Genomic DNA, 21,769 nt, shown 5'->3' with positions numbered 1-21,769 from the left:
TTTTATCACTAAAAAACAAGCAATAATAAAAAATCGTGGTATAATAAAAAGACAAAAAATAAGAGAGGTCGTCATGAAAAATATTAAAAAGACTATTGATAATAGAATTGATTATTTGTTGATTTTACCAGTCTTCATTTTACTAATTATTGGTTTATTAGCTGTCTATATTGCCATCAATCATGACTATCCTCAAAATTTAACAACTGTATTAGCTCAGCAAGTTCTATGGATTATAACTGGATTTGCTCTTAGTTTTATTGTTATGCTTTTTAGCACAGAATTTTTATGGAAAATAACACCCTTTCTCTATATATTAGGGCTAGGTTTAATGATTTTGCCCTTATTTTTTTATAGTCCTCAATTAGTTTCTCTAACAGGAGCAAAAAACTGGATTACGATAGGAAATACAACGTTATTTCAACCATCAGAATTTATGAAAATTTCATATATCTTGATGCTGTCTCAAGCAACTGTTAAATTACAGCAAAATATTGTTAATCGCTATTTTAAAGATGATCTGAAATTGCTTTTAGTTTATGGTCTATTAACCCTTCCTGTCTTATTTCTATTAGCTTTGCAAAAGGACTTAGGAACAGCTTTGGTCTTTATTGCTATCTTGTCAGGTCTTATTTTATTATCAGGAGTTTCTTGGCAATTGATTGTTTTTGTGACAACGATTATTATTTCTGGGTCAGTTGGCTTTTTAGCCATGTTTCTTTCACCAATGGGTAAATCCTTCTTTTATAATCTGGGTATGGATACATATCAAATCAATCGGATTTCTGCTTGGTTGAGTCCTTTTGACTTTGCTGACTCGATTGCCTACCAACAAACTCAAGGGATGATTTCTATAGGTAGTGGTGGTTTTACTGGTAAAGGCCTTAATGTTGTTGATTTATCAGTTCCTGTTCGAGAAAGTGATATGATTTTTACTGTTATTGCTGAAAATTTTGGCTTTATCGGTTCTAGTCTACTATTAGGACTTTATTTATTTTTAATCTATCGAATGATTCGGGTAACTTTTGAATCAAATAATCTTTTTTATACCTATATTTCTACTGGCTTTATCATGATGATTTTATTCCATATTTTTGAAAATATTGGTGCAGCTATCGGTGTTCTTCCTCTAACAGGTATTCCGCTACCTTTTATATCCCAAGGAGGAAGCTCTTTAATTTCCAACTTATTGGGGGTTGGTCTAATTTTATCAATGTCTTATCAGAATCAAAAAAATAAGGAAAGTTTTATAGAAGAACAAGGGTCAATAAACTGAGAAAAGTTCTAGCAATAGAGCTTTTTTCTCTATTCAAAATAGTGTAAAAAACGTTAAAATATGTTATAATAAAGAGCGTATATATAGTGAATTTATTATAGATATCAATTCATCGAAGAATACTCAATAATAATCAACTAATAATTTTTTTAATAGTTAAAAATTTTGATAAGTATCTATCTTTCATTAAGACTATTAATTTTAAAAAATAACGATAAGGTTAGGGCGAATGGTAAAAGATAAGAAAAAGAAAAAGGATTTAGCAAATGAATATGATGCCAGTCAAATTCAAGTTTTAGAAGGGTTAGAAGCAGTTCGTATGCGACCAGGAATGTATATTGGTTCCACTTCAAAAGAGGGCTTGCATCACTTGGTTTGGGAAATTGTCGACAATTCTATTGACGAAGCCTTAGCTGGATTTGCCAGTCATATTAAAGTATTTATTGAACCTGATAACTCTATTACTGTATCTGATGATGGTCGAGGTATTCCTGTTGGCATCCAAGAAAAAACTGGTCGTCCAGCGGTTGAAACAGTCTTTACAGTCCTTCATGCTGGGGGTAAATTTGGTGGTGGTGGCTATAAGGTTTCAGGTGGTCTTCATGGTGTAGGTTCCTCAGTTGTTAATGCCTTATCTAGTCAGCTAGATGTTAAAGTATATAAAAATGGTAACATTTACTATCAAGAATATCAAAGAGGTCAGGTAGTTGATGATTTAAAAATCATAGGAGAGACAGATTTGTCAGGAACAACTGTTCACTTCACACCTGATGGTGAAATTTTTACAGAAACCTTAGAGTTTGATTTTAATAAACTAGCAAAACGTATCCAAGAATTAGCTTTTTTAAACCGTGGATTAAGAATATCAATCGCAGATAAACGCGAACATAACCCTCAAGAGTTAGAATTTCATTATGAAGGAGGGATTGCTAGCTATGTAGAGTTTATCAATACTGATAAACAAGTTATTTTTGATAACCCAATCTACACAGATGGTGAAATGGAAGGCATTGCTGTTGAAGTAGCCATGCAATACACTACTGGTTATCATGAAAACGTTATGAGTTTTGCCAATAATATTCATACCCATGAAGGTGGAACACATGAGCAAGGGTTTAGAACAGCTTTAACACGTGTTATCAATGATTATGCCAAGAAAAATAACATTTTAAAAGACAATGACGATAATCTAACCGGTGATGATGTTCGTGAGGGATTGACAGCTGTTATTTCTATCAAGCATCCTAATCCTCAGTTTGAAGGACAAACTAAAACCAAATTAGGTAATAGTGAAGTTGTTAAAATCACGAATCGTTTATTTAGTGAAGCTTTCAATCGTTTCTTGTTAGAAAATCCTCAAACAGCCAAAAAAATTGTTGAAAAAGGGATTTTAGCAAGTAAAGCCCGTATAGCTGCTAAAAGAGCAAGAGAAGTCACACGTAAAAAATCTGGTCTGGAAATTTCAAATTTACCAGGGAAATTAGCTGACTGTTCTTCTAACGATGCTGCTCAAAATGAGCTATTTATTGTTGAGGGGGACTCAGCAGGAGGATCGGCTAAATCAGGCCGAAATCGTGAATTTCAAGCCATTTTACCTATTAGAGGTAAAATTCTCAATGTGGAAAAAGCGACGATGGATAAGATTCTATCCAATGAAGAAATCAGAACAATCTTTACAGCCATGGGAACAGGATTTGGTAATGATTTTGATGTTGAAAAGGCACGTTATCATAAATTAGTGATTATGACTGATGCTGATGTTGATGGTGCGCATATTAGAACTTTATTACTAACCTTAATTTATCGCTTTATGCGTCCAGTATTAGAAGCTGGTTTTGTTTACATCGCTCAACCACCAATTTATGGTATTAAGGTTGGTAGTGACATTAAACAATATATTCAACCAGGTCCAAATCAAGAAGAAGAATTAAAAGAGGCTATGCAAAAGTATAGTGAGGGTCGCTCTAAACCATCTGTCCAACGTTATAAAGGATTAGGTGAGATGGATGATCATCAGCTTTGGGAAACAACCATGGACCCTGAAAGACGTTTGATGGCACAGGTTTCTATTGAAGATGCCGCTGAAGCTGACCGCGTTTTTGAAATGTTAATGGGTGACAAAGTTGAGCCTAGACGTGAATTTATTGAAGAAAATGCTGTTTATAGTACTTTAGATATATAAGCTTTTGAAAACCACATAGAAGTATGGTATAATCGTAATGTTATAGACCATATTAGTAAAAAATGACAAGTTAAGGAGATTAAGATGACCAGTGGAATCGTCTTATTAATAGTAGGAATTGTTTTATTAGTTATCATTGCTTATCTTATAGGTGCGATTATAAGAAGACGTAATGATGGCTTGATTGCAAAACTAGAAGAACGCAAGCAAGAGCTTTTTGATTTACCTGTCAATGATGAAATTGAAGAAGTTAAGAGCCTTCATTTGATTGGTCAAAGTCAAACTGCCTTTCGTGAATGGAACCAAAAATGGGTTGATTTATCACTCAATTCGTTTAGTGATATTGAAAACCATATTTTTGAAGCTGAAAATCTAAATGCTACCTTTAATTTCTTTAAAGCTAAAAATGAAATTAATAGTATTGAGAGTCAGTTAAATTTAGTAGAAGAAGATATTAAAGGTATTAGAGAAGCACTAGAAGTCCTTAAAGAACAAGAAGGAAAAAACAGTTCACGAGTGACTCATGCTCTTGATATGTATGAAACACTTCAAAATGATATAGCTGAAAACGCTGATAATTATGGTCCGACAATGACGGAAATTGGTAAACAATTAAAAAATATTCAAGGTGAGTTTTCACAATTTGTGACTTTGAATTCCTCTGGTGATCCAATTGAAGCGGCTAATATTTTAGAACGTGCTGAAGAACATACCATTGCTCTTGGTCAAATTACCGAAAAAATTCCTGCCATCGTGACAAAACTAGAAGATGATTTTCCTGATCAACTGGATGATTTAGAAACAGGATATGGTCGTCTTTTGGAAGAAGATTATCAATTTATTGAAGATGATATTGAAGTGCGTTTCCAAGAAATCAGAGAAGCTATTGCTAAGACGATTGAAGACTTATCATCTTTAGATTTAGATAAAGCAGAAAGTAGTAATCAAGATATCCAAGAAAATGTTGATTCTTTATATGCATTATTTGAAAAAGAAATTACTGCTTTCAAAGAAGTTAATAAAGAAAAAGTTGTTATTCCAAAATTTATTAATCATAATAAAGAAAACAATCAAAAATTAATTGATGAATACCAACGTTTATCTCATCGTTATCTTTTAAATGAAAGAAATAGTGAAAAACTAAAGGGTTTCCAAGAGCAATTGTCAACAATGGAATCTGAAACAGCTAGTATTGTTGATGCTATTGAAGAAAAAAAAGAGCCTTTCTCAGTTTTAAGAGCGTCACTTGCAAAAATTCATGAAAATCTCTTAGAAATTGAGCAAGAACAATTTGCTATTTTAGAGTCCTTCAAAGATATTGAGACACTCGAAGAGACTTCGCGTCAAACTTTAGATAATTACATCAACAAACTTCATATTATTAAACGTTATATGGAGAAGAAAAACTTACCTGGTATTCCTCAATACTTCTTGAGTACTTTCTTTACAACAAGTTCTCAGCTAGAAGCATTGAGAGATGAGCTTAGTCGTGGAAGAGTGGATATTAATATTGTCTTAAAACTGACTGATGCTGCAACAGGAGCTCTAGCAACTCTTGAAGAAACAACTTATCAAGTGATTGAAAATGCTACCCTAACAGAGCAATTATTACAATATTCAAATCGTTATCGTAGTTTTGAGCCTTCTGTTCAAGAAAGTTTTGAGAAAGCTTTGGAATTATTCGAGAATCATTTTGACTATCAAGCTTCGTTTGAAGAGATTTCTTATGCACTTGAAACAGTTGAGCCGGGTGTTACTGAACGTTTTGTTACCTCTTATGAAAAAACAAGAGAAAAAGTTGGCTTTTAAAAATAATAGTCATCGCTAAAAGCACTTAACCTTAATTTCCTTATTGAATAGGAATTTCTAAGGCAAAGTGCTTTTTTGACAAAAACAACAAGAAAATGGAGAAAAGATGGCAGTGGTAAAAGGCTTATTAGTGATGGATGTGGATTCAACCCTTATTCAAGAAGAAGTGATTGATCAATTAGGTGAGGCTATTGGTAAAGGTGAAGAAATTGCTAGTATTACAGATCAAGCAATGAGAGGAGAGTTGGATTTTAGACAGTCTTTAGAAGAAAGAGTCACTTTATTGAAGGGTTTGCCAGATAGTATTTTCAATGATGTATTAAAAAATCTTCACTATACAAAGGGTGCTGAAAAATTAGTATCAGAGCTACACAATCGTGGCTACAAAGTTGGTCTGGTTTCAGGAGGTTTTCACGAAATTGTTGATAAACTAGCTGAAAAGTTAAGTATTGACTATGTTAAAGCTAATCGCTTAGAAGTGGAAAATGGTATTTTAACCGGTCGCGTGACTGGTGATATTGTTACTAAAGATGTTAAAAAAGAAAAATTAGAAGAATGGGCAAGTGAAAATCAGTTAGACATGTCAAAAACGGTTGCAGTAGGTGATGGTGCCAATGATCTCTTAATGTTAAAAAGAGCAGGTCTTGGAATTGCTTTTTGTGCTAAACCTATTGTGAGAGAACAGGCTGATTATCAGATTAATGAGCCAGACCTTTATCAAGTGATTTCACTGATTGATACTTATCTATAAATACTAAAGAGGATAGGAATAGATACCTAGACTCTCTTTTTTTTATTTTTATCTTGTTAAGGAACTTTATTAATCTGTCTATTTTCTTTAATAATAATATGATACTGGTATTTTTGCCATGTTTTAAATAATCATCTTCTTTTTACATAAAAGTATCTTCTTCTTGTTGCTATTTTATCATTTTTTTTTTAAACTAGAAGGTACTAATAACTATAAAGGAGTTACCCTTGATTATCTTAATTTATATCCTTATTGTTTTATTTGCCACTACAGTAGGAGCCACAACTGGGTTGGGTGGGGGAATTATTATTAAACCACTTCTTGATGTTGTTGGCTTTCACAGTGTTGATGAAATTGGTTTTTTTTCATCAGTTGCTGTTTTTTCAATGTGTGTCATTTCTCTTTATAAACAACTTCGAAGAAAGACAGAATTTAATAAAAATATCGTTTATTCACTATCTTTTGGATCAGTGATTGGCGGTTTTTTAGGTGAATATGCTTTCCAATTTATTTTTAATATTTGGAATAACCAACAAGTGAAAGCAGTGCAGGCTAGTGTTTTATTGATAACATTATTGGTTATCTTTTATTATACCCTTGTTAGTAATAGAATAAAAAGTTTACAGGTAAAAAGTAAAATTGGTAGTGTTTTAATTGGACTTTTTTTGGGGATGATTTCTGTTTTTCTGGGAATAGGTGGTGGTCCTTTAAATGTTTCAATGCTAATGTTTTGCTTTTCTTTTCCAATTAGAGAAGCCGCTTTTTATTCTTTAGCCACAATCTTCTTCTCACAATTATCAAAATTAGGAATTTCTGTTCTTGGAGGTAGTTTTATCACCTATGATTTAAAAATGATTCCTTTTTTAATCATCACAGCAATAATTGGTGGGTTAATTGGTACAAAACTTAATCAGTCTTTATCTATTAAAAGAATTGAACAACTGTATTCACTTTTAATCATATTTCTCATCTTATTATCAGCATATAATGTCATTGTTAATATTTTATAAACAAATAAAAATCTCTCTTGACTTTAATCGCCAGGAGAGATTTTTACTTTTTAAAGAGTCGCTTAAAGAATGATTTTTTTTGAGGAGTATTTTCTTCTTTTGTTTGAGAAAGAAGTTGAGGGAAAACATCATAAATATCAGCTTTATCAACATATTCGGGCGATTGTGTATGAACAAGAATGCCAAATGGAGACTTTGATGTTTTCTCATCAACAATGGTAGCATTAATCCCTTGTTCTTGAGCTATTTTTAAATAGTACATTTGGAGGCTGAGAGCTATTTGTGGAGAAATTTTAACAAATAACTTGCTATCATATTGCTCACTAAGGTGTTTAAGTGCTTCTGAGAAGAATGATTTTACTTTATCTTTGTTAGTCTTTTCAATGAGAATGGTAAGGACAACTCGCTCAGAAAATGTTCCGAGATAATAACGCTGTTCATCAGGATTCAAACGTTTTTCGCCTAAAGCTCCTTTTAAGACTTTTTCATGTAAATCTGCCATAATAAACCTCTTTTTATTCTTATTATCAATTATACACTATTTTTTAAAAAAAGAGAAAGACGTTGTTTTACTGGAAATACTCTTGTTATCGATTAAAAATTAATTAAAAAATATTTGTGTCAGTCTTTTAAAACACATATATAACAAGAATAGGTTTTGTTTTTGTAGGGTAAAATCTTGCTTATGCTGTGAGATTGTGGTATTATTAACATGTAAAAAATTAAACTCATAAGGAGAGTATTATATGTCAATTATTACAGATGTTTACGCTCGCGAAGTCTTAGACTCACGCGGGAACCCAACACTTGAAGTAGAAGTTTATACTGAATCAGGTGCTTTTGGACGCGGTATGGTTCCTTCAGGTGCTTCAACTGGTGAGCACGAAGCAGTTGAACTTCGTGACGGTGACAAGTCTCGTTACCTTGGTCTTGGAACTCAAAAAGCTGTTGACAACGTAAACAACGTTATCGCTGAAGCTCTTATCGGTTATGATGTTCGTGATCAACAAGCTATTGACCGTGCGATGATTGCTCTTGACGGTACTCCAAATAAAGGTAAATTGGGAGCTAACGCTATTTTAGGTGTTTCTATTGCCGTGGCGCGTGCAGCAGCTGATTACCTAGAAATTCCTCTTTACAACTATCTTGGTGGATTTAACGCTAAAGTTCTTCCAACACCAATGATGAACATCATTAATGGTGGCTCACATTCTGATGCACCAATTGCTTTCCAAGAATTTATGATTGTTCCTGTTGGAGCACCTACTTTCAAAGAAGGTCTTCGTTGGGGTGCAGAAGTTTTCCATGCTCTTAAGAAAATTCTTAAAGAACGTGGTCTTGTAACTGCTGTTGGTGACGAAGGAGGATTTGCACCTAAGTTTGAAGGAACTGAAGATGGTGTTGAAACAATTCTTAAAGCGATTGAAGCAGCTGGATATGAAGCTGGTGAAAATGGTATTATGATTGGTTTTGACGTAGCTTCTTCTGAATTCTACGATAAAGAACGTAAAGTTTACGACTACACTAAATTTGAAGGTGAAGGCGCAGCTGTTCGTACTGCGGCTGAACAAGTTGACTACCTTGAAGAATTAGTTAATAAATACCCAATTATTACTATCGAAGATGGTATGGATGAAAATGACTGGGATGGTTGGAAAGCTCTTACTTCTCGTCTTGGTGGACGTGTACAATTGGTCGGAGATGACTTCTTTGTAACAAACACTGACTACCTAGCTCGTGGTATTGCCGAAAATGCTGCCAACTCAATTCTTATCAAAGTTAACCAAATTGGTACATTGACTGAAACTTTTGAAGCTATTGAAATGGCTAAAGAAGCAGGATATACTGCAGTTGTTTCACACCGTTCAGGTGAAACTGAAGACTCAACAATTGCTGATATTGCCGTAGCAACAAATGCTGGTCAAATCAAAACTGGTTCATTATCACGTACAGACCGTATTGCTAAATATAACCAATTACTTCGTATCGAAGATCAACTTGGTGAAGTAGCTGAATACCGTGGTTTGAAATCATTCTACAATTTGAAAAAATAAGCCTTGATATAATAAGGATTTAAGCCCCCTAGTTAAACTAAGGGGCTTTATTTTTGTAAAAAGTGGACAGGAAAGGGGCAGAAAAATTTAACGGACTAGGAAGATTACTTTTTATTTGACGGTTTTATTCAGTATTTACAGTTAATATCTATTTTTGAAAGGGTTTCCATGTTATAATATAACAAAAAAGGAATTGTGAGGAAAGATGATGGAAAAAACCTTATTTATCATTAAACCAGATGGTGTTAAAAGAGGATTAGTGGGAGAAGTCATTAAAAGAATTGAGCGTCGTGGATTTATTATTGAAAAATTAGACATGCGTATGGCAACACAAGAACTATTAGAACAACACTACGAAGCGCTTATTAAAAAACCGTTTTTCCCAGAACTAAAAGACTATATGACAAGTGGTCCGATTGTTATTGGTGTGATTTCAGGCAATCGCGTTGTCTCATCATGGCGAACCATGATGGGTGTTACCAATCCTAAAGATGCTCTACCTGGTACTATTAGAGGAGATTTTGCTCAAGCTCCAGGAGAAGAAGGTGGTATTTTTAATATTGTGCATGGTTCAGATTCAACTGAAGCAGCCAAAAGAGAAATTGCTATTTGGTTTGGTCAATCTAACAAGAGCACAAAATAGTAGTAAAAAAATGTTAGATAGTTTCTAACATTTTTTATTTTAAGAAAAGTTTAGACTGTCCATAACTGCTGAAACTTTGGTATAATGAATAAAAAGGTTTAGGAGAAATAATGGTAAAATTAGCGACAATTTGTTATATCGATAATGACAAAGCTTTATTATTGCTTCACAGGAATAAAAAAGAAAATGATATTCATGAGGGCAAGTGGATTAGTGTTGGTGGTAAAATAGAACTTGGTGAAAGTCCTGAAGAATGTGCCAAACGTGAAATTTTTGAAGAAACAGGTTTGATTGTAACAAAAATGGACTTTAAAGGCATCATTACTTTTCCTAGTTTTACGCCTGAAGATGACTGGTATACCTATGTTTTTAAGATAACAGGATTTGAAGGAGAACTGATAAAAGATTCCCCTGAGGGAACGCTAGAATGGGTGCCTTATGAAGAAGTTTTAAAGAAACCAACCTGGGAAGGTGATTATGAAATGTTAAAGTGGATCTTAGAGGATTATCCTTTCTTTTCAGCTAAATTTTCCTATGTTAATGAAAAATTAGTGGATAAAGAGGTCACATTTTATGGCTAATAATGATTTTAGACACGAACGAAATAAAACAGTTTTTGGTGTCAGAGGCTCAGCCATTATTATTGAAAATAATCAGTTGCTGACTTATTATAATGAAGAAAAAAAGACTTATTATTTACCAGGTGGTGCTATTGAAATTGGTGAATCTACAAAAGAGGCAATAAAACGTGAGGTAATGGAAGAATTAGGTATTGCTTGTCAAGTTTCTGACTTGCTATTTGTTGTTGAAAATGAATTTTCTTTATCAAAGAAAAATTTTCATAATATTGAATTTCATTACGCTGTTACCCTATTAGAATCTGCGCCTAATGATATTTTTGAAGATGGGAATTTGCCTATCAAATGGTTAGCGATAAATGATTTGGCTAGCTACAATCTCAATCCTGGATTTTTAAAAGAGGCTTTATTACATCCCCAAACGACCTTACAACACATTGTTAATTTAAACAAAAAGCAATAAGACAATTTATTTTTATAATATAATATTAAAGAGGATACCATGAATAATTTTAGAGACAAAAAATTTAGTTTCACCTGGTTTTTTAAATGGTTTGTAGATAATAAGGCCAATGTTGTTTTATTATCAATGCTGCTGGTTTTTTTAAATATTTTTATTTTAATAAAAATTAGTTTTATCTTTCAGCCAATTATTACGATTATATCGATTATTATGTTGCCGATAGTGATTTCAGGCTTGTTGTACTATCTTTTAGAACCAATTGTTTCTTTTTTAGAGAAAAAAGGACTTAATAAAATCGTTTCAATTACTATTGTATTTGTCATGGTTTTAGGTTTTTTAGTCCTGGGAATTGCAAGTATTGTTCCTACAATTCAAACACAAATAACCTCTTTCATTAAGAATTTACCAGACTATATAACACAATTAGAGAGTCAATTAACAGAGTTATTAAAAGATGATCGCCTTGAAGCTATGCGTCCTCAATTATCTGAAATGATTGATAATTTTAGTCAGACAGCTATTGATTTTGTTCAAAGTTTCTCTAGTCAGGCAGTTGATTGGGCAAGCAGGTTTGCTTCCGCTCTGACGAAAGTCATGTTAGCTCTTTTGATTTCTCCTTTTATCTTGTTTTATCTTTTAAGAGATAGCAATCAAATCAAAGGAGTCGTTGTATCTTATTTACCAATAAAAATTCGAAAACCAATGGCACGTATTTTAACAGATGTTAACAAACAGTTGTCAGGTTATGTTCAAGGACAAGTAACGGTTGCTATTGTTGTTGGTTTAATGTTTTCTATCATGTTTAATATCATTCAATTACCCTATGCCATTACTTTAGGGATAATGGCTGGTTTTTTAAATATGATTCCTTATCTTGGTAGTTTTCTAGCCATGGTCCCAGTTGTTATTTTAGCGATGGTAGATGGACCAATCATGCTTGTTAAGGTTATCATTGTTTTCACAATTGAACAAACTATTGAAGGACGTTTTGTGACGCCGCTTGTTTTGGGTAGCAAACTAAATATTCATCCAATTACCATCCTATTTATTTTATTAACAACAGGGTCGATGTTTGGTCTTTGGGGGGTTCTACTAGGGATACCAGTTTATGCCTCATTAAAGGTTGTGATTATAGAATTATTTGAATGGTACAAGTCAGTTAGTGGACTATATGAAGAAGATAAAAGAGAGAAGATTGATGACTAATAGTGAAAAAATGCTAAAGGCAATTGAAAATAAAAATTTAGAAGGTGCAGACTATTATTTTAATCAGGCCCTCTTACATGATAGTGATGACCTGTTGCTTTCTTTGGCAGAATACCTAGAGAGTATTGGTTTTCACCCACAAGCAAAAGCTATCTATTTAAAGCTAAAAACTTATTACCCTGAAGTAAGTATTAATCTTGCTCAAATTGTGGCAGAAGAAGGTGATATTGAAACAGCTTTTTTATACCTTGATGAGATTTCAAAGACAAGCGAGCATTATCTTTCTGCCCTACTAGTTATGGCTGATTTATATGATTTAGAAGGTTTGACAGATGTTGCGCGTGAAAAATTATTTGAAGCTAGTCAGTTAAGTCAAGAACCACTTATTGTTTTTGGCTTGGCTGAGATTGAGTTGTCTCTGGAGCATTACCAAGAGGCTATTAATGAATATGCCAAATTAGACCATCAGGAAATTTTAGCATTAACAGGTGTTTCTACCTATCAAAGAATTGGTAAATCCTATGCTAGTCTAGGAAAATATGAAGTGGCTATTGAATTTCTAGAAAAATCTCTGGAATTTGATTATAGCGAAGATACTATTTTTGAATTAGCAACAATATTGTATCAACAGCAAGAGTATCAAAAAGCTAATATCTATTTTAAACAGTTGGATAATCTTTCCAGTGAATTTGCCGGTTATGAGTATGTTTATGCCTTATCACTCCACGAAGAAGACCAAATTCAAGAAGCTCTTAAGGTTGCTCAACAAGGATTGTCTAAAAATGAATTTGATAGTCAATTATTATTGTTAGCTTCACAATTATCTTATGAGAATCATGATGTTAAAGCAGCAGAAGCTTATTTATTATCTGCTCAACAAATCGTAGAAGACAAGGAGGAAGTCATTTTACGCTTGACAACTCTTTACCTAGAAGAAGAACGCTATGAAGATGTCATTGCTTTGAGTAAAGAGTCTATTGATAATGTTTTAACCAGATGGAACATCGCTAAAGCTTATCATGCACTTGAAGATGAAGAAAAGACAATTGCGTCTTATGAAGAATTAGTCAATGATTTAAAAACTAATCCAGAATTTCTCAAAGATTATTTTTACGTTTTAAGAGAATATGGTGACAATGAAAAGATGAGACGAATTGGAGAGAATTATCTCAAACTGGTGCCAGATGACTTGGAAATTGTTCATCTATTAGAAGAGTGGGATTAAAAAAACACTTGCTTGTGCAAGTGTTTTTTATGACTGTCTCATTCTATTAATTTTTTCTTCATCAGGGGTTACCCTTAAGGTTTTTTGCCCAGTATAGGTAACAAAACCTGGTTTTGATCCGGTCGGTTTATTTAATTTTTTTGCTTCAATCATGTCTACTTGAACAAGATTAGAGAGTCGTGCTTTAGAAAAATAGGCGGCAAGTTCAGCAGCATCAGTTTTGACCTCATCACTAGGATTTGAGTTATTACGAATAACCACATGACTACCAGGAATATCTTTGGCATGGAACCAGAGATCATTTTTCTGAGCAATTTTAAAAGAAAGTTCGTCATTTTGGAGGTTATTTTTACCAACCAAGATAAGTGTTTTTCCATCACTCGCTAAGTACTGTTCAGGTTTTTGTTTTTTATGATGTTTATCGCGTCTTTTTTGTTTGATAAATCCTGTTTCTATCAATTCTTCTCTGATATCAGCAATTTCAGAAAGAGTTGCCTGATTAAGAGCCGTTTCAACGGTTTCTAAATAAGCAATTGTTTCTCTGGTTTCTTTGAGCAAATGACTGAGATGTTTCACAGCTTCTTTTAATTTTTGGTATTTCTTAAAATAGCGTTGAGCATTTTGATTAGGAGTTAAAGCTTTATCTAGTGAAATAGTTATCTTTTCTCCTGTGTAATAATTATCAAGAGTGACCTGGTTTTGATTATTTGGAACATTCCTTAAAAAGGTTGTCAGTAATTCTCCTTTTTGACGGAATTCTTCCGCATTTTCGGTATCCTTTAGTTCTTGCTCTTGTTTTTTTAGTTTTTTCTTATTTTTTTGTATTTCCGTATTAACACGGTGGATTAAATCATTGGCTTGCTGATTGATCCTATCTCTTTGTGCCTTATCTTTATAATAGACGTCTAACACTTCAGATAAACTCGAAAAAGTTTCTTTTGAGTCTGAAAATAAAATGGCTGAGAAAGATTTTTCTGTAAGACTAGGTGCTGTGGACTGATTAAAAAAGTGGCGAAAGGCTTGAAATTTTTCATTGGTTAGTCTATGACTGAGTTCTATTGCGGTATCACGTCCCAATCCTTGAAATAGCAGTTGTAGGTTTTTGGGGTTAAGTTCATTAGTCTGCAAAGACTCAAATAATTTTTCATCAGAAATTTCAAAAGGGTTGGTGCTATTAGTTTTTGGTGGTAAAACATAATAACTGCCTGGTAAAATAGTGCGATAACTATTTTGTGAAAAACCAACGTGTTTGACTGATTCAATAATTTTGCCTTCATTTTTATCAATCAAGATGATATTCGAGTGTTTTCCCATTATCTCAATCATCAAAGTTACTTTGATATGATCACCAATCTCATTTTTATTGGAAAAGGTCATTTCAACAATGCGATCATTTTCCAGTTGTTTAATATCTTCAATGACAGCACCTTGAAGGTATTTTCTCATAATCATTGTAAAGGTGTTTGGTGTTTGTGGATTAGAAAAAGTGACTTGAGTGATATGAAGTCTTCCAAATACGGGATGAGCAGATAGGAGCAATCGATAATTTTGACGATTTTTACGAATAGATAAAACCAACTCATTTTCAAAAGGTTGATTAATTTTTTGCACACGACCAAATAAAATTTCTTCTTTTAATTCTTTAACCATATGGTGTAAAAAAAAGCCATCAAAAGACATAACATTCCAACTTTCAGTTTTATGTTGTTATTATACCACAGTTCATTCATAAAACGTATCAATGCTTTTGATAAAGTCGTTCTAGTGTCCTTTCATTGAAAAAATAAGGGAAAAGTTGTATACTAAGAAAGTATGCAACACTGTTGCAATCGCTGTAATTCGACTTGTTTAAAAGCAAGGACCGTTAGTATTAAAAAAATATTAAGGAGAAAAGAGTGACAAATATAAAAATCATTGCCCTGGGCGGTGTAAGAGAAAATGGTAAAAACTTCTACATTGTAGAAGTTGGTAAAGCCATTTATATTTTAGATGCAGGATTAAAATATCCTGAAAACGAACAATTAGGTGTGGATGTGGTTATCCCTAATCTAGACTATGTTTTTGAAAACAAAAAAAGGGTTAAAGGCATCTTTTTAACCCATGGACACGCTGATGCCATTGGAGCGCTTCCCTATCTTTTAGAAGAAGTGAAAGCACCTGTCTTTGGTTCAGAATTGACAATTGCTCTAGCAAAATTGGTGGTTAAAGCAAATGATGCCACTAAGAAATTTAATAATTTTCACATTGTTGATAGTGATACAGAAATTGAATTTGGTAAAAACACCATTTCCTTTTTTAAAACAACACACTCTATTCCAGAGAGTTTAGGAATTGTGATTGGAACATCAAAAGGTAATATTGTCTATACTGGTGACTTTAAATTTGACCAAGCAGCAAGTGAGTTATATCAAACGGATTTTGCTAGATTAGCAGAAATTGGTAGTGAAGGTGTTTTGGCTCTTCTTTCAGATTCTGCCAATGCTGAAAGCAATTTTCAGATTGCTAGTGAAGCAGAGGTTGGCGATGAAATCAATAACGTCATTGCTGATTGGGAAGGTCGTATTATTGTTGCGGCTGTTGCCAGTAATTTGGCAAGGATTCAGCAAGTTTTTGACGCTGCTGAAAAACATGGTCGTCGTGTTGTGTTAACTGGTTTTGATGCTGAAAATATTGTTAGAACAGCTCTAGATTTGAAAAAATTATCTCTATCTGATAAAAAATTATTAATCAAACCTAAAGAAATGGACAGATTTGATGATAGTGAGTTGATTATTCTTGAAACAGGTCGTATGGGTGAACCTATTAATGGTCTTAGAAAAATGTCAACAGGCCGTCATCGTTATGTCCAAATTAAAGACGGTGATCTTATCTACATTATCACCACACCAAGTATTGCTAGTGAAGCTATCGTTGCGCGTGTTGAAAATCTAATTTATAAGGCTGGTGGGGTTGTTCAGTCCATTACTAAAAATTTACGTGTTTCAGGTCATGCCAACGGTAGGGATTTGCAGTTGATGATTAATCTCATGAAACCTAAATATCTTTTTCCAATTCAAGGAGAATACCGTGAATTAGCAGCTCATGCAGGCTTAGCACAAGAGATTGGTATGTTTCCTGAAAATATATACATCATGAAACGTGGTGATGTCATGGTTTTACAAAAGGATCGTTTTCTCAAGGAAGGAACAGTGCCTGCTAATGATGTCTTATTAGATGGAAATGCTATAGGTGATGTTGGTAATATCGTTATGAGAGACCGCAAGGTTTTGTCAGAAGATGGTATTTTCATTGTTGTTATTACTGTGAATAAACGTGAGAAAAAAATTGTCTCTAAAGCTAAAGTCAACACACGTGGATTTGTTTATGTTAAAAAGAGCAGAGATATTTTGATTGACAGTGCTGATTTGGTTAACGAAACAGTAGAAAAATATTTAGCTAAAGATAGTTTTGAGTGGGGTGAATTGAAGTCTTCTATTCGTGATGCTGTCAGCAGATTCCTCTTCGAACAAACAAAACGTCGTCCAGCTGTTTTACCAGTTGTTATGGAAGTGCGTTCATAATTACAAATGTTAAGACCTTATTTTTTAGAATAAGGAGATGAAACGATAGATTGAAAAAATAAAAAGACAAGCACTAAAGTTAGTGCTTGTCTTTTTATTTCAGGTTCAATATTTATTTTAGCGACTTTTATTTTTTTGCTAATAAATCTCGAATTTCAATAAGTAGTTCTTCTTGAGTTGGTCCAACTGGTTCTTCTTCCACAGTTTCATTAGTTTTACCAACAGTCATTGCACGTTCAGCAGCTTTCACAATGAAGAAGAGAACTGTTCCAATAATTAAGAAACTAACAACCGCATTGATAAAGTTACCAATAGCAATAGACCCAATCTTGATACTTGAAAAGTCGGGTTGGCCAAGAATCATACCGATAATTGGTGTAATCACATCTTCAACTAAGGAAGTAATGACAGCACCAAAAGCGCCACCAATAATCACTGCAACTGCTAAATCGAGAACATTTCCCTTAAACAAAAAGTTTTTAAGATCTTTAATCATAAGTTCGTATGCTCCTTTCACATTTGATTTTTGAGAATTATAACGTATTTTTTTTCTTAAAGCAAGCAAATCGGTTTTTAAATTTACAATTATAAGTGACTGTGCTATAATGAAATATAAAAATAAAATGGGATTTTTGTGTTGAGGTGATGATTTGGCAATTGATAAAACAATGATTTCAGACATCAAAAATAGCGTTAATATCGTTGATATTATTGGCGAGGTTGTCGATCTCACAAAATCTGGTCGTAATTATCTTGGTCTTTGTCCTTTTCATCAAGAAAAGACCCCGTCATTTAATGTTATTGAAGATAAACAGTTTTACCACTGTTTTGGTTGTGGTAAGTCAGGTGATGTTTTTAAATTTCTTGAAGAATATCATCAGATTACATTTTTAGAGAGTGTCAAAATTTTAGGAGAAAGAGCTGGTTTTTCAATTAGTAGTCAATCTCTTGGTGAACAAGTGAAAAAAAAGCACCCTCATCAAATCATTTTTGAGCTAAATAAAGATGCTGCCAAATTTTATCATGCTGTATTAATGACAACAACGGTCGGTCAAAAGGCAAAAGAATACCTCTATGAACGAGGTTTAACTGATGAGTTAATCACTTATTTTAATATTGGATTAGCACCAGACGAGACTAATTATCTTTTTCAAAGCATCTCTTCTAAGTATGAGGAAAAAGATCTGACGGCATCGGGATTATTTAATATTAGTGATAGCAATCAATTATATGATGCTTTTAGAAATCGTATTATGTTCCCTCTAACAGATGAATCGGGTAATACTATTGGTTTTTCTGGTCGTATTTGGACAAAAGAGGAAATAAGTCAACATCAAGCAAAATATAAAAACACAAGATCGACAGCATTTTTTAATAAATCCTACGAATTATATCATTTGGATAAGGCAAAAGCAGTTATCAAAAAAACAAATGAAGTCTATATCATGGAAGGATTTATGGATGTCATAGCGGCTTATCGTTCAGGGATAAAAAATGCTGTCGCATCAATGGGAACAGCACTAACGACTGATCATGTTAGACATTTGAAAAAATTTGCTAAAAAGGTTATCTTAACTTATGATGGTGATTCCGCTGGACAAGAGGCTATTACTAAGGCGCTTGATATATTGAGTGATTTGATAGTTGAAATTGTTAAAATGCCACAGCAGATGGACCCTGATGAATTCGTTAAAAAATATTCTGAACAAGAATTGGCGTCTCTTTTAGAGCAATCACGAATCAGCAGTATTGAATTTTTAATGCAATTTTACATGCCCAAAAATAGTGACAATCTTCAAGCTGAAATTTCGTATGTTGATCAAATGGCACAATTAATCGCCAAAGAAAAATCCATCACTGCTCAAAACACCTATATCTATAAGTTGGCAGAAAGACTTCCAGATTTTGATTATCTACAAATTGAACAGGTGGTTAATAATTACCGTCTTAGTCAACGGACATCAAAATCAAATGCTAGAATGAGTCTTTCGTCTCTTAATCATGAGATACAAAAAGTAGGGCATACGACTGGGCTTCTAAAAGCAGAAAATCAATTATTTCATCGTTTAATTCATCATGAACATTTATTAAATGCTTTTAGAAATAGAGATGATTTCAGATTTGAAACAACAGAACTTCAGTTTTTATATGGTATTTTAAAAGAAAAAGGAGAAATTACTACTTTAGATTTGGCTCAACTAACTGATAGTCAAAGACAGGCCTATTATCAAGTTTTAGAAGAAAATCTACCTGATGAGATAGCCGAAAATGAAATTGAAGAAATTGAAGAACGGCGTAATTTCTTTTTAAGAGAACAAGACTTAAAAAAACAAAGTCAATTTATCCGTGAATCAAGTAATCAAGGTGATATTGACAGTGCTATATCAGCACTTGAAGCTTTGATTGAGCAAAAGCGTCATATGGAATAAAGGAGAATTATGGTAAGTAAAAAAGAAATGTCAACGTATAATGTGCAAGTCGCAGATTTTATTCGTAATCATAAAAAAGCGGGAACAGCAGTTGATGACGAGATTACAGAAAAACTGGTTATTCCTTTTACACTAGATGCCGATCAAATTGAAAATTTATTGGAACGTCTGACAGACGGTGGAATTTCCATTACTGATAAAGAAGGTAATCCATCAACTACCTATGCTGTTGAAGAAATTAAACCAGAAGAATTAACCGATGAAGAACTTCTTGGTAGTAATTCTGCAAAGGTTAATGATCCTGTACGCATGTACCTAAAAGAAATTGGTGTTGTGCCTCTTTTAACCACAGAAGAAGAAAAAGAACTAGCTGTTTTAGTTGATCAAGGAGATGCTTTAGCCAAGCAACGTCTAGCTGAAGCTAATCTACGTTTAGTGGTGTCAATCGCTAAGCGCTATGTTGGGCGAGGCATGCAGTTTCTTGATTTGATTCAAGAAGGCAATATGGGCTTGATGAAAGCAGTTGATAAATTTGATTATTCTAAAGGTTTCAAATTTTCAACTTATGCCACATGGTGGATTAGACAAGCCATTACTCGTGCTATTGCTGACCAAGCTCGTACCATCCGTATTCCAGTCCATATGGTTGAAACGATTAATAAGTTGGTTCGTGAGCAACGTAATCTTTTACAAGAATTAGGTCAAGATCCTACACCTGAACAAATAGGTGAACGTATGGAGATGACACCAGATAAGGTTCGTGAAATCTTGAAAATAGCACAAGAACCTGTGTCATTAGAAACACCAATCGGTGAAGAAGATGATAGCCATCTTGGAGATTTCATTGAAGATGAAGTGATTGAAAATCCTATCGACTACACTACTCGTGTTGTCTTACGTGAACAGCTAAACGAGGTTTTAGATACATTAACTGACCGTGAAGAAAATGTACTTCGCCTACGTTTTGGGTTGGATGATGGTAAAATGAGAACCTTGGAAGATGTTGGTAAAGTATTCAATGTGACGCGTGAACGTATTCGTCAAATTGAAGCAAAAGCTTTAAGAAAACTACGTCATCCGAGTCGTAGTAAACAATTGCGTGATTTTATTGAAGATTAGGAGAAATATTTATGTCAGAAAAAAATTATTCTCTTGAAGAAGTTGAAATCATCAAAGGTAATATTTTAAAAGCACTTGAACAAGTGATTGATCCCGAACTAGGTATTGATATTGTTAATCTTGGTCTTGTTTATGAGATTAGATTTGATGATGATGGCGCAACTGAAATTGATATGACCTTGACAACTATGGGTTGTCCTCTAGCAGATTTACTAACAGATCAAATTTACGATGTGATGAAAGGTGTTCCAGAAGTTACCAAGGTGGATGTTAAACTCGTTTGGTACCCAGCTTGGTCTGTTGACAAGATGAGTCGTTATGCAAGAATTGCACTAGGTGTGAGATAAAGAAAACCTCTGTGATGATTATCATAGAGGTTTTTTGATGTTCAAAAATCATTTGACAATTAAAATAGGAAAAATGACAATGATAGTTGTCAAAAAGAAAAGGATATGTTACAATAATGATGAAAATGAGGTGATCAAATGATTGTCAAAAATCGCTTAAAGGAATTACGGGCTAGAGATGGTTTAAATCAAAGTCAGCTAGCCCAACTGGCAAAAGTATCAAGGCAAACCATTAGTTTAATAGAACGAGGCGAATACCTACCATCTATTTTAATTGCACTGAAAATTGCTCAAATATTTAAAGAACCGGTAGATAATGTTTTTCGACTAGAGGGAGGAGAAGATGAAAGATAGAAAAGAGAAAGAACACTATGGCAATCTTGTCAGTCGTTTACTACTTGGTGCCTTTTTTGGTGGGATTATTGGTTTTGCTAGTGGGTTTGTTTTTGATAAGATATCTTTTTTAGAATTAGAGATTAATAATATTATTTCACTAATGTCTTTTACTGTTAGGTTTATCTATATCATTTTATTTTTTATTGCTATCTTCTTATTTAGAGATGCCAAAAGATTATATCAAGATTATCAAAAAGATGATAGTTCAGAAGAGCTCTATATTACTATTAATAAAAAAGGTGCTTTTAGTTTGATATTTAATAGTCTGACCTCTATTTTATGTTTCTTTTGTATCATTTTAACTGCTAATCATTTGGCAGACTTTAAATTAGTAGCTCTTCTATTATTTCTATTTGATATCATCATGACTTTTATTGCGATTTTTTTCCAAGGTAGGCTAATGAAATTCTATTCTGACGTTCGTCAGATAGACATACCTCTTTTTCCAACAGTGAAAGAGGTGACCAATAATATTCTTCAACAAGATGAAGCAGAATTACTAAATGAATATAAGTCAAGCTTTCTGATTGTTATGAGTCTTTCAGGGTATGTTTTACCAGCAATAGAAATCCTGCTCTTTATTTATAGTGTATTAACAAGGTCCATTCCTTTTTTAGGACTCATCATTGTCACTGTTATTCATCTCTATATTATGTTAATGCAGTTTAAGTCTGTTCGTGATTATTATAAATAAACCACAAAAAAGTTTCCTTACATCACA

20 protein-coding genes are annotated in these 21,769 nt (G+C 33.3%); 17 read left to right on the top strand and 3 right to left on the bottom strand.

From position 1 onward, the window contains the following. Positions 1–73: 73 nt before the first annotated feature. From JHK64_RS03255 to JHK64_RS03235, 5 genes are all read left to right on the top strand, one after another. Positions 74–1,276, top strand: a complete 1,203-nt coding sequence (locus JHK64_RS03255; RefSeq protein ID WP_199567576.1) for an FtsW/RodA/SpoVE family cell cycle protein — start codon at positions 74–76, stop codon at positions 1,274–1,276. A gap of 229 nt (positions 1,277–1,505) precedes the next feature. After that, on the top strand, positions 1,506–3,458 hold the full coding sequence (gene gyrB / locus JHK64_RS03250) for a DNA topoisomerase (ATP-hydrolyzing) subunit B (RefSeq protein ID WP_199567575.1): 1,953 nt from the start codon (positions 1,506–1,508) through the stop codon (positions 3,456–3,458). 84 nt (positions 3,459–3,542) lie between these two features. Next, positions 3,543–5,267, top strand: a complete 1,725-nt coding sequence (ezrA, locus tag JHK64_RS03245; protein WP_199567574.1) for a septation ring formation regulator EzrA — start codon at positions 3,543–3,545, stop codon at positions 5,265–5,267. A 106-nt stretch (positions 5,268–5,373) separates the two neighbouring features. Next, positions 5,374–6,018 (top strand): phosphoserine phosphatase SerB, encoded by a 645-nt coding sequence (gene serB / locus JHK64_RS03240; protein WP_199567573.1) that lies wholly within the window; start codon positions 5,374–5,376, stop codon positions 6,016–6,018. Between the two features lie 227 nt (positions 6,019–6,245). Continuing rightward, the gene (locus JHK64_RS03235; RefSeq protein WP_199567572.1) at positions 6,246–7,028 is read left to right on the top strand and encodes a sulfite exporter TauE/SafE family protein; all 783 of its coding nucleotides are present in this window, start codon (positions 6,246–6,248) and stop codon (positions 7,026–7,028) included. A gap of 43 nt (positions 7,029–7,071) precedes the next feature. Here JHK64_RS03235 and JHK64_RS03230 read toward each other — a convergent pair whose 3' ends face one another. Next, entirely contained in the window at positions 7,072–7,530 is a 459-nt protein-coding gene (locus tag JHK64_RS03230; RefSeq protein WP_199567571.1) for a YueI family protein, read from the bottom strand. Positions 7,531–7,774: 244 nt separating this feature from the next. On the opposite strand from JHK64_RS03230, the gene eno reads away from it, so the two are divergent. From eno to JHK64_RS03200, 6 genes are all read left to right on the top strand, one after another. Beyond that, positions 7,775–9,082 carry a surface-displayed alpha-enolase gene (gene eno, locus JHK64_RS03225; protein WP_199567570.1) on the top strand — a complete coding sequence of 436 codons (1,308 nt, stop codon included), beginning with the start codon at positions 7,775–7,777 and terminating at the stop codon, positions 9,080–9,082. Between the two features lie 208 nt (positions 9,083–9,290). Continuing rightward, positions 9,291–9,725: a nucleoside-diphosphate kinase gene (ndk, locus tag JHK64_RS03220; RefSeq protein ID WP_199567569.1), complete on the top strand. Its 435-nt coding sequence runs from the start codon at positions 9,291–9,293 to the stop codon at positions 9,723–9,725. A gap of 110 nt (positions 9,726–9,835) precedes the next feature. Continuing rightward, entirely contained in the window at positions 9,836–10,306 is a 471-nt protein-coding gene (locus JHK64_RS03215) for an NUDIX hydrolase (RefSeq protein ID WP_199567568.1), read from the top strand. Then, a complete protein-coding gene (locus JHK64_RS03210) occupies positions 10,299–10,766 on the top strand; it encodes an NUDIX hydrolase (protein ID WP_199567567.1) in 468 nt (155 codons plus the stop codon). The genes JHK64_RS03215 and JHK64_RS03210 overlap by 8 nt, the downstream gene beginning before the upstream one ends. A gap of 39 nt (positions 10,767–10,805) precedes the next feature. Beyond that, positions 10,806–11,972, top strand: a complete 1,167-nt coding sequence (locus JHK64_RS03205) for an AI-2E family transporter (RefSeq protein WP_199567566.1) — start codon at positions 10,806–10,808, stop codon at positions 11,970–11,972. Next, positions 11,965–13,197, top strand: coding sequence for a tetratricopeptide repeat protein (locus tag JHK64_RS03200; protein ID WP_199567565.1), 1,233 nt, complete (start codon positions 11,965–11,967; stop codon positions 13,195–13,197). The genes JHK64_RS03205 and JHK64_RS03200 overlap by 8 nt, the downstream gene beginning before the upstream one ends. 27 nt (positions 13,198–13,224) lie before the next feature. On the opposite strand, the gene JHK64_RS03195 is transcribed toward JHK64_RS03200, so the two are convergent. Beyond that, positions 13,225–14,877, bottom strand: coding sequence for an Rqc2 family fibronectin-binding protein (locus tag JHK64_RS03195; RefSeq protein WP_199567564.1), 1,653 nt, complete (start codon positions 14,875–14,877; stop codon positions 13,225–13,227). A 215-nt stretch (positions 14,878–15,092) separates the two neighbouring features. Between JHK64_RS03195 and JHK64_RS03190 the strand changes: the two genes are divergently transcribed. Next, positions 15,093–16,757 carry a ribonuclease J gene (locus JHK64_RS03190; RefSeq protein WP_199567563.1) on the top strand — a complete coding sequence of 555 codons (1,665 nt, stop codon included), beginning with the start codon at positions 15,093–15,095 and terminating at the stop codon, positions 16,755–16,757. 127 nt (positions 16,758–16,884) lie between these two features. Here the strand turns inward: JHK64_RS03190 and mscL are convergent, their stop codons facing one another. Further along, the gene (gene mscL, locus JHK64_RS03185) at positions 16,885–17,253 is read right to left on the bottom strand and encodes a large conductance mechanosensitive channel protein MscL (RefSeq protein ID WP_199567562.1); all 369 of its coding nucleotides are present in this window, start codon (positions 17,251–17,253) and stop codon (positions 16,885–16,887) included. Between the two features lie 172 nt (positions 17,254–17,425). On the opposite strand from mscL, the gene dnaG reads away from it, so the two are divergent. The 5 genes from dnaG (at position 17,426) to JHK64_RS03160 (ending at position 21,742) form a co-directional block, all read left to right on the top strand. After that, positions 17,426–19,186 carry a DNA primase gene (dnaG, locus tag JHK64_RS03180; protein WP_213086822.1) on the top strand — a complete coding sequence of 587 codons (1,761 nt, stop codon included), beginning with the start codon at positions 17,426–17,428 and terminating at the stop codon, positions 19,184–19,186. 9 nt (positions 19,187–19,195) lie between these two features. After that, positions 19,196–20,305: an RNA polymerase sigma factor RpoD gene (rpoD, locus tag JHK64_RS03175; RefSeq protein WP_199567560.1), complete on the top strand. Its 1,110-nt coding sequence runs from the start codon at positions 19,196–19,198 to the stop codon at positions 20,303–20,305. A gap of 11 nt (positions 20,306–20,316) precedes the next feature. Beyond that, positions 20,317–20,652: a metal-sulfur cluster assembly factor gene (locus tag JHK64_RS03170; protein ID WP_199567559.1), complete on the top strand. Its 336-nt coding sequence runs from the start codon at positions 20,317–20,319 to the stop codon at positions 20,650–20,652. A gap of 138 nt (positions 20,653–20,790) precedes the next feature. After that, the gene (locus JHK64_RS03165) at positions 20,791–21,006 is read left to right on the top strand and encodes a helix-turn-helix transcriptional regulator (protein ID WP_199567558.1); all 216 of its coding nucleotides are present in this window, start codon (positions 20,791–20,793) and stop codon (positions 21,004–21,006) included. Beyond that, complete coding sequence (locus JHK64_RS03160) at positions 20,996–21,742, top strand: DUF3169 family protein (RefSeq protein WP_199567557.1); 747 nt, start codon at positions 20,996–20,998, stop codon at positions 21,740–21,742. Before JHK64_RS03165 ends, JHK64_RS03160 begins: the two co-directional genes overlap by 11 nt. The last annotated feature ends 27 nt before the right edge of the window (positions 21,743–21,769 follow it).

It is taken from the genome of Streptococcus zalophi (assembly GCF_016481285.1).
GTDB classification, from domain to species: Bacteria; Bacillota; Bacilli; order Lactobacillales; family Streptococcaceae; genus Streptococcus; species Streptococcus zalophi.
This window is presented reverse-complemented; position numbering and strand designations above follow the sequence as displayed.

What these genes read in the sequence shown, in the direction of transcription:
- JHK64_RS03255 (WP_199567576.1), top strand. Translation starts at nt 74, where the DNA reads ATGAAAAATATTAAAAAGACTATTGATAATAGAATTGATTATTTGTTG.
- gyrB (WP_199567575.1), top strand. Translation starts at nt 1,506, where the DNA reads ATGGTAAAAGATAAGAAAAAGAAAAAGGATTTAGCAAATGAATATGAT.
- ezrA (WP_199567574.1), top strand. Translation starts at nt 3,543, where the DNA reads ATGACCAGTGGAATCGTCTTATTAATAGTAGGAATTGTTTTATTAGTT.
- serB (WP_199567573.1), top strand. Translation starts at nt 5,374, where the DNA reads ATGGCAGTGGTAAAAGGCTTATTAGTGATGGATGTGGATTCAACCCTT.
- JHK64_RS03230 (WP_199567571.1), bottom strand. Translation starts at nt 7,530, where the DNA reads ATGGCAGATTTACATGAAAAAGTCTTAAAAGGAGCTTTAGGCGAAAAA.
- eno (WP_199567570.1), top strand. Translation starts at nt 7,775, where the DNA reads ATGTCAATTATTACAGATGTTTACGCTCGCGAAGTCTTAGACTCACGC.
- ndk (WP_199567569.1), top strand. Translation starts at nt 9,291, where the DNA reads ATGGAAAAAACCTTATTTATCATTAAACCAGATGGTGTTAAAAGAGGA.
- JHK64_RS03215 (WP_199567568.1), top strand. Translation starts at nt 9,836, where the DNA reads ATGGTAAAATTAGCGACAATTTGTTATATCGATAATGACAAAGCTTTA.
- JHK64_RS03210 (WP_199567567.1), top strand. Translation starts at nt 10,299, where the DNA reads ATGGCTAATAATGATTTTAGACACGAACGAAATAAAACAGTTTTTGGT.
- JHK64_RS03205 (WP_199567566.1), top strand. Translation starts at nt 10,806, where the DNA reads ATGAATAATTTTAGAGACAAAAAATTTAGTTTCACCTGGTTTTTTAAA.
- JHK64_RS03200 (WP_199567565.1), top strand. Translation starts at nt 11,965, where the DNA reads ATGACTAATAGTGAAAAAATGCTAAAGGCAATTGAAAATAAAAATTTA.
- JHK64_RS03195 (WP_199567564.1), bottom strand. Translation starts at nt 14,877, where the DNA reads ATGTCTTTTGATGGCTTTTTTTTACACCATATGGTTAAAGAATTAAAA.
- mscL (WP_199567562.1), bottom strand. Translation starts at nt 17,253, where the DNA reads ATGATTAAAGATCTTAAAAACTTTTTGTTTAAGGGAAATGTTCTCGAT.
- dnaG (WP_213086822.1), top strand. Translation starts at nt 17,426, where the DNA reads ATGATTTCAGACATCAAAAATAGCGTTAATATCGTTGATATTATTGGC.
- rpoD (WP_199567560.1), top strand. Translation starts at nt 19,196, where the DNA reads ATGGTAAGTAAAAAAGAAATGTCAACGTATAATGTGCAAGTCGCAGAT.
- JHK64_RS03170 (WP_199567559.1), top strand. Translation starts at nt 20,317, where the DNA reads ATGTCAGAAAAAAATTATTCTCTTGAAGAAGTTGAAATCATCAAAGGT.
- JHK64_RS03165 (WP_199567558.1), top strand. Translation starts at nt 20,791, where the DNA reads ATGATTGTCAAAAATCGCTTAAAGGAATTACGGGCTAGAGATGGTTTA.
- JHK64_RS03160 (WP_199567557.1), top strand. Translation starts at nt 20,996, where the DNA reads ATGAAAGATAGAAAAGAGAAAGAACACTATGGCAATCTTGTCAGTCGT.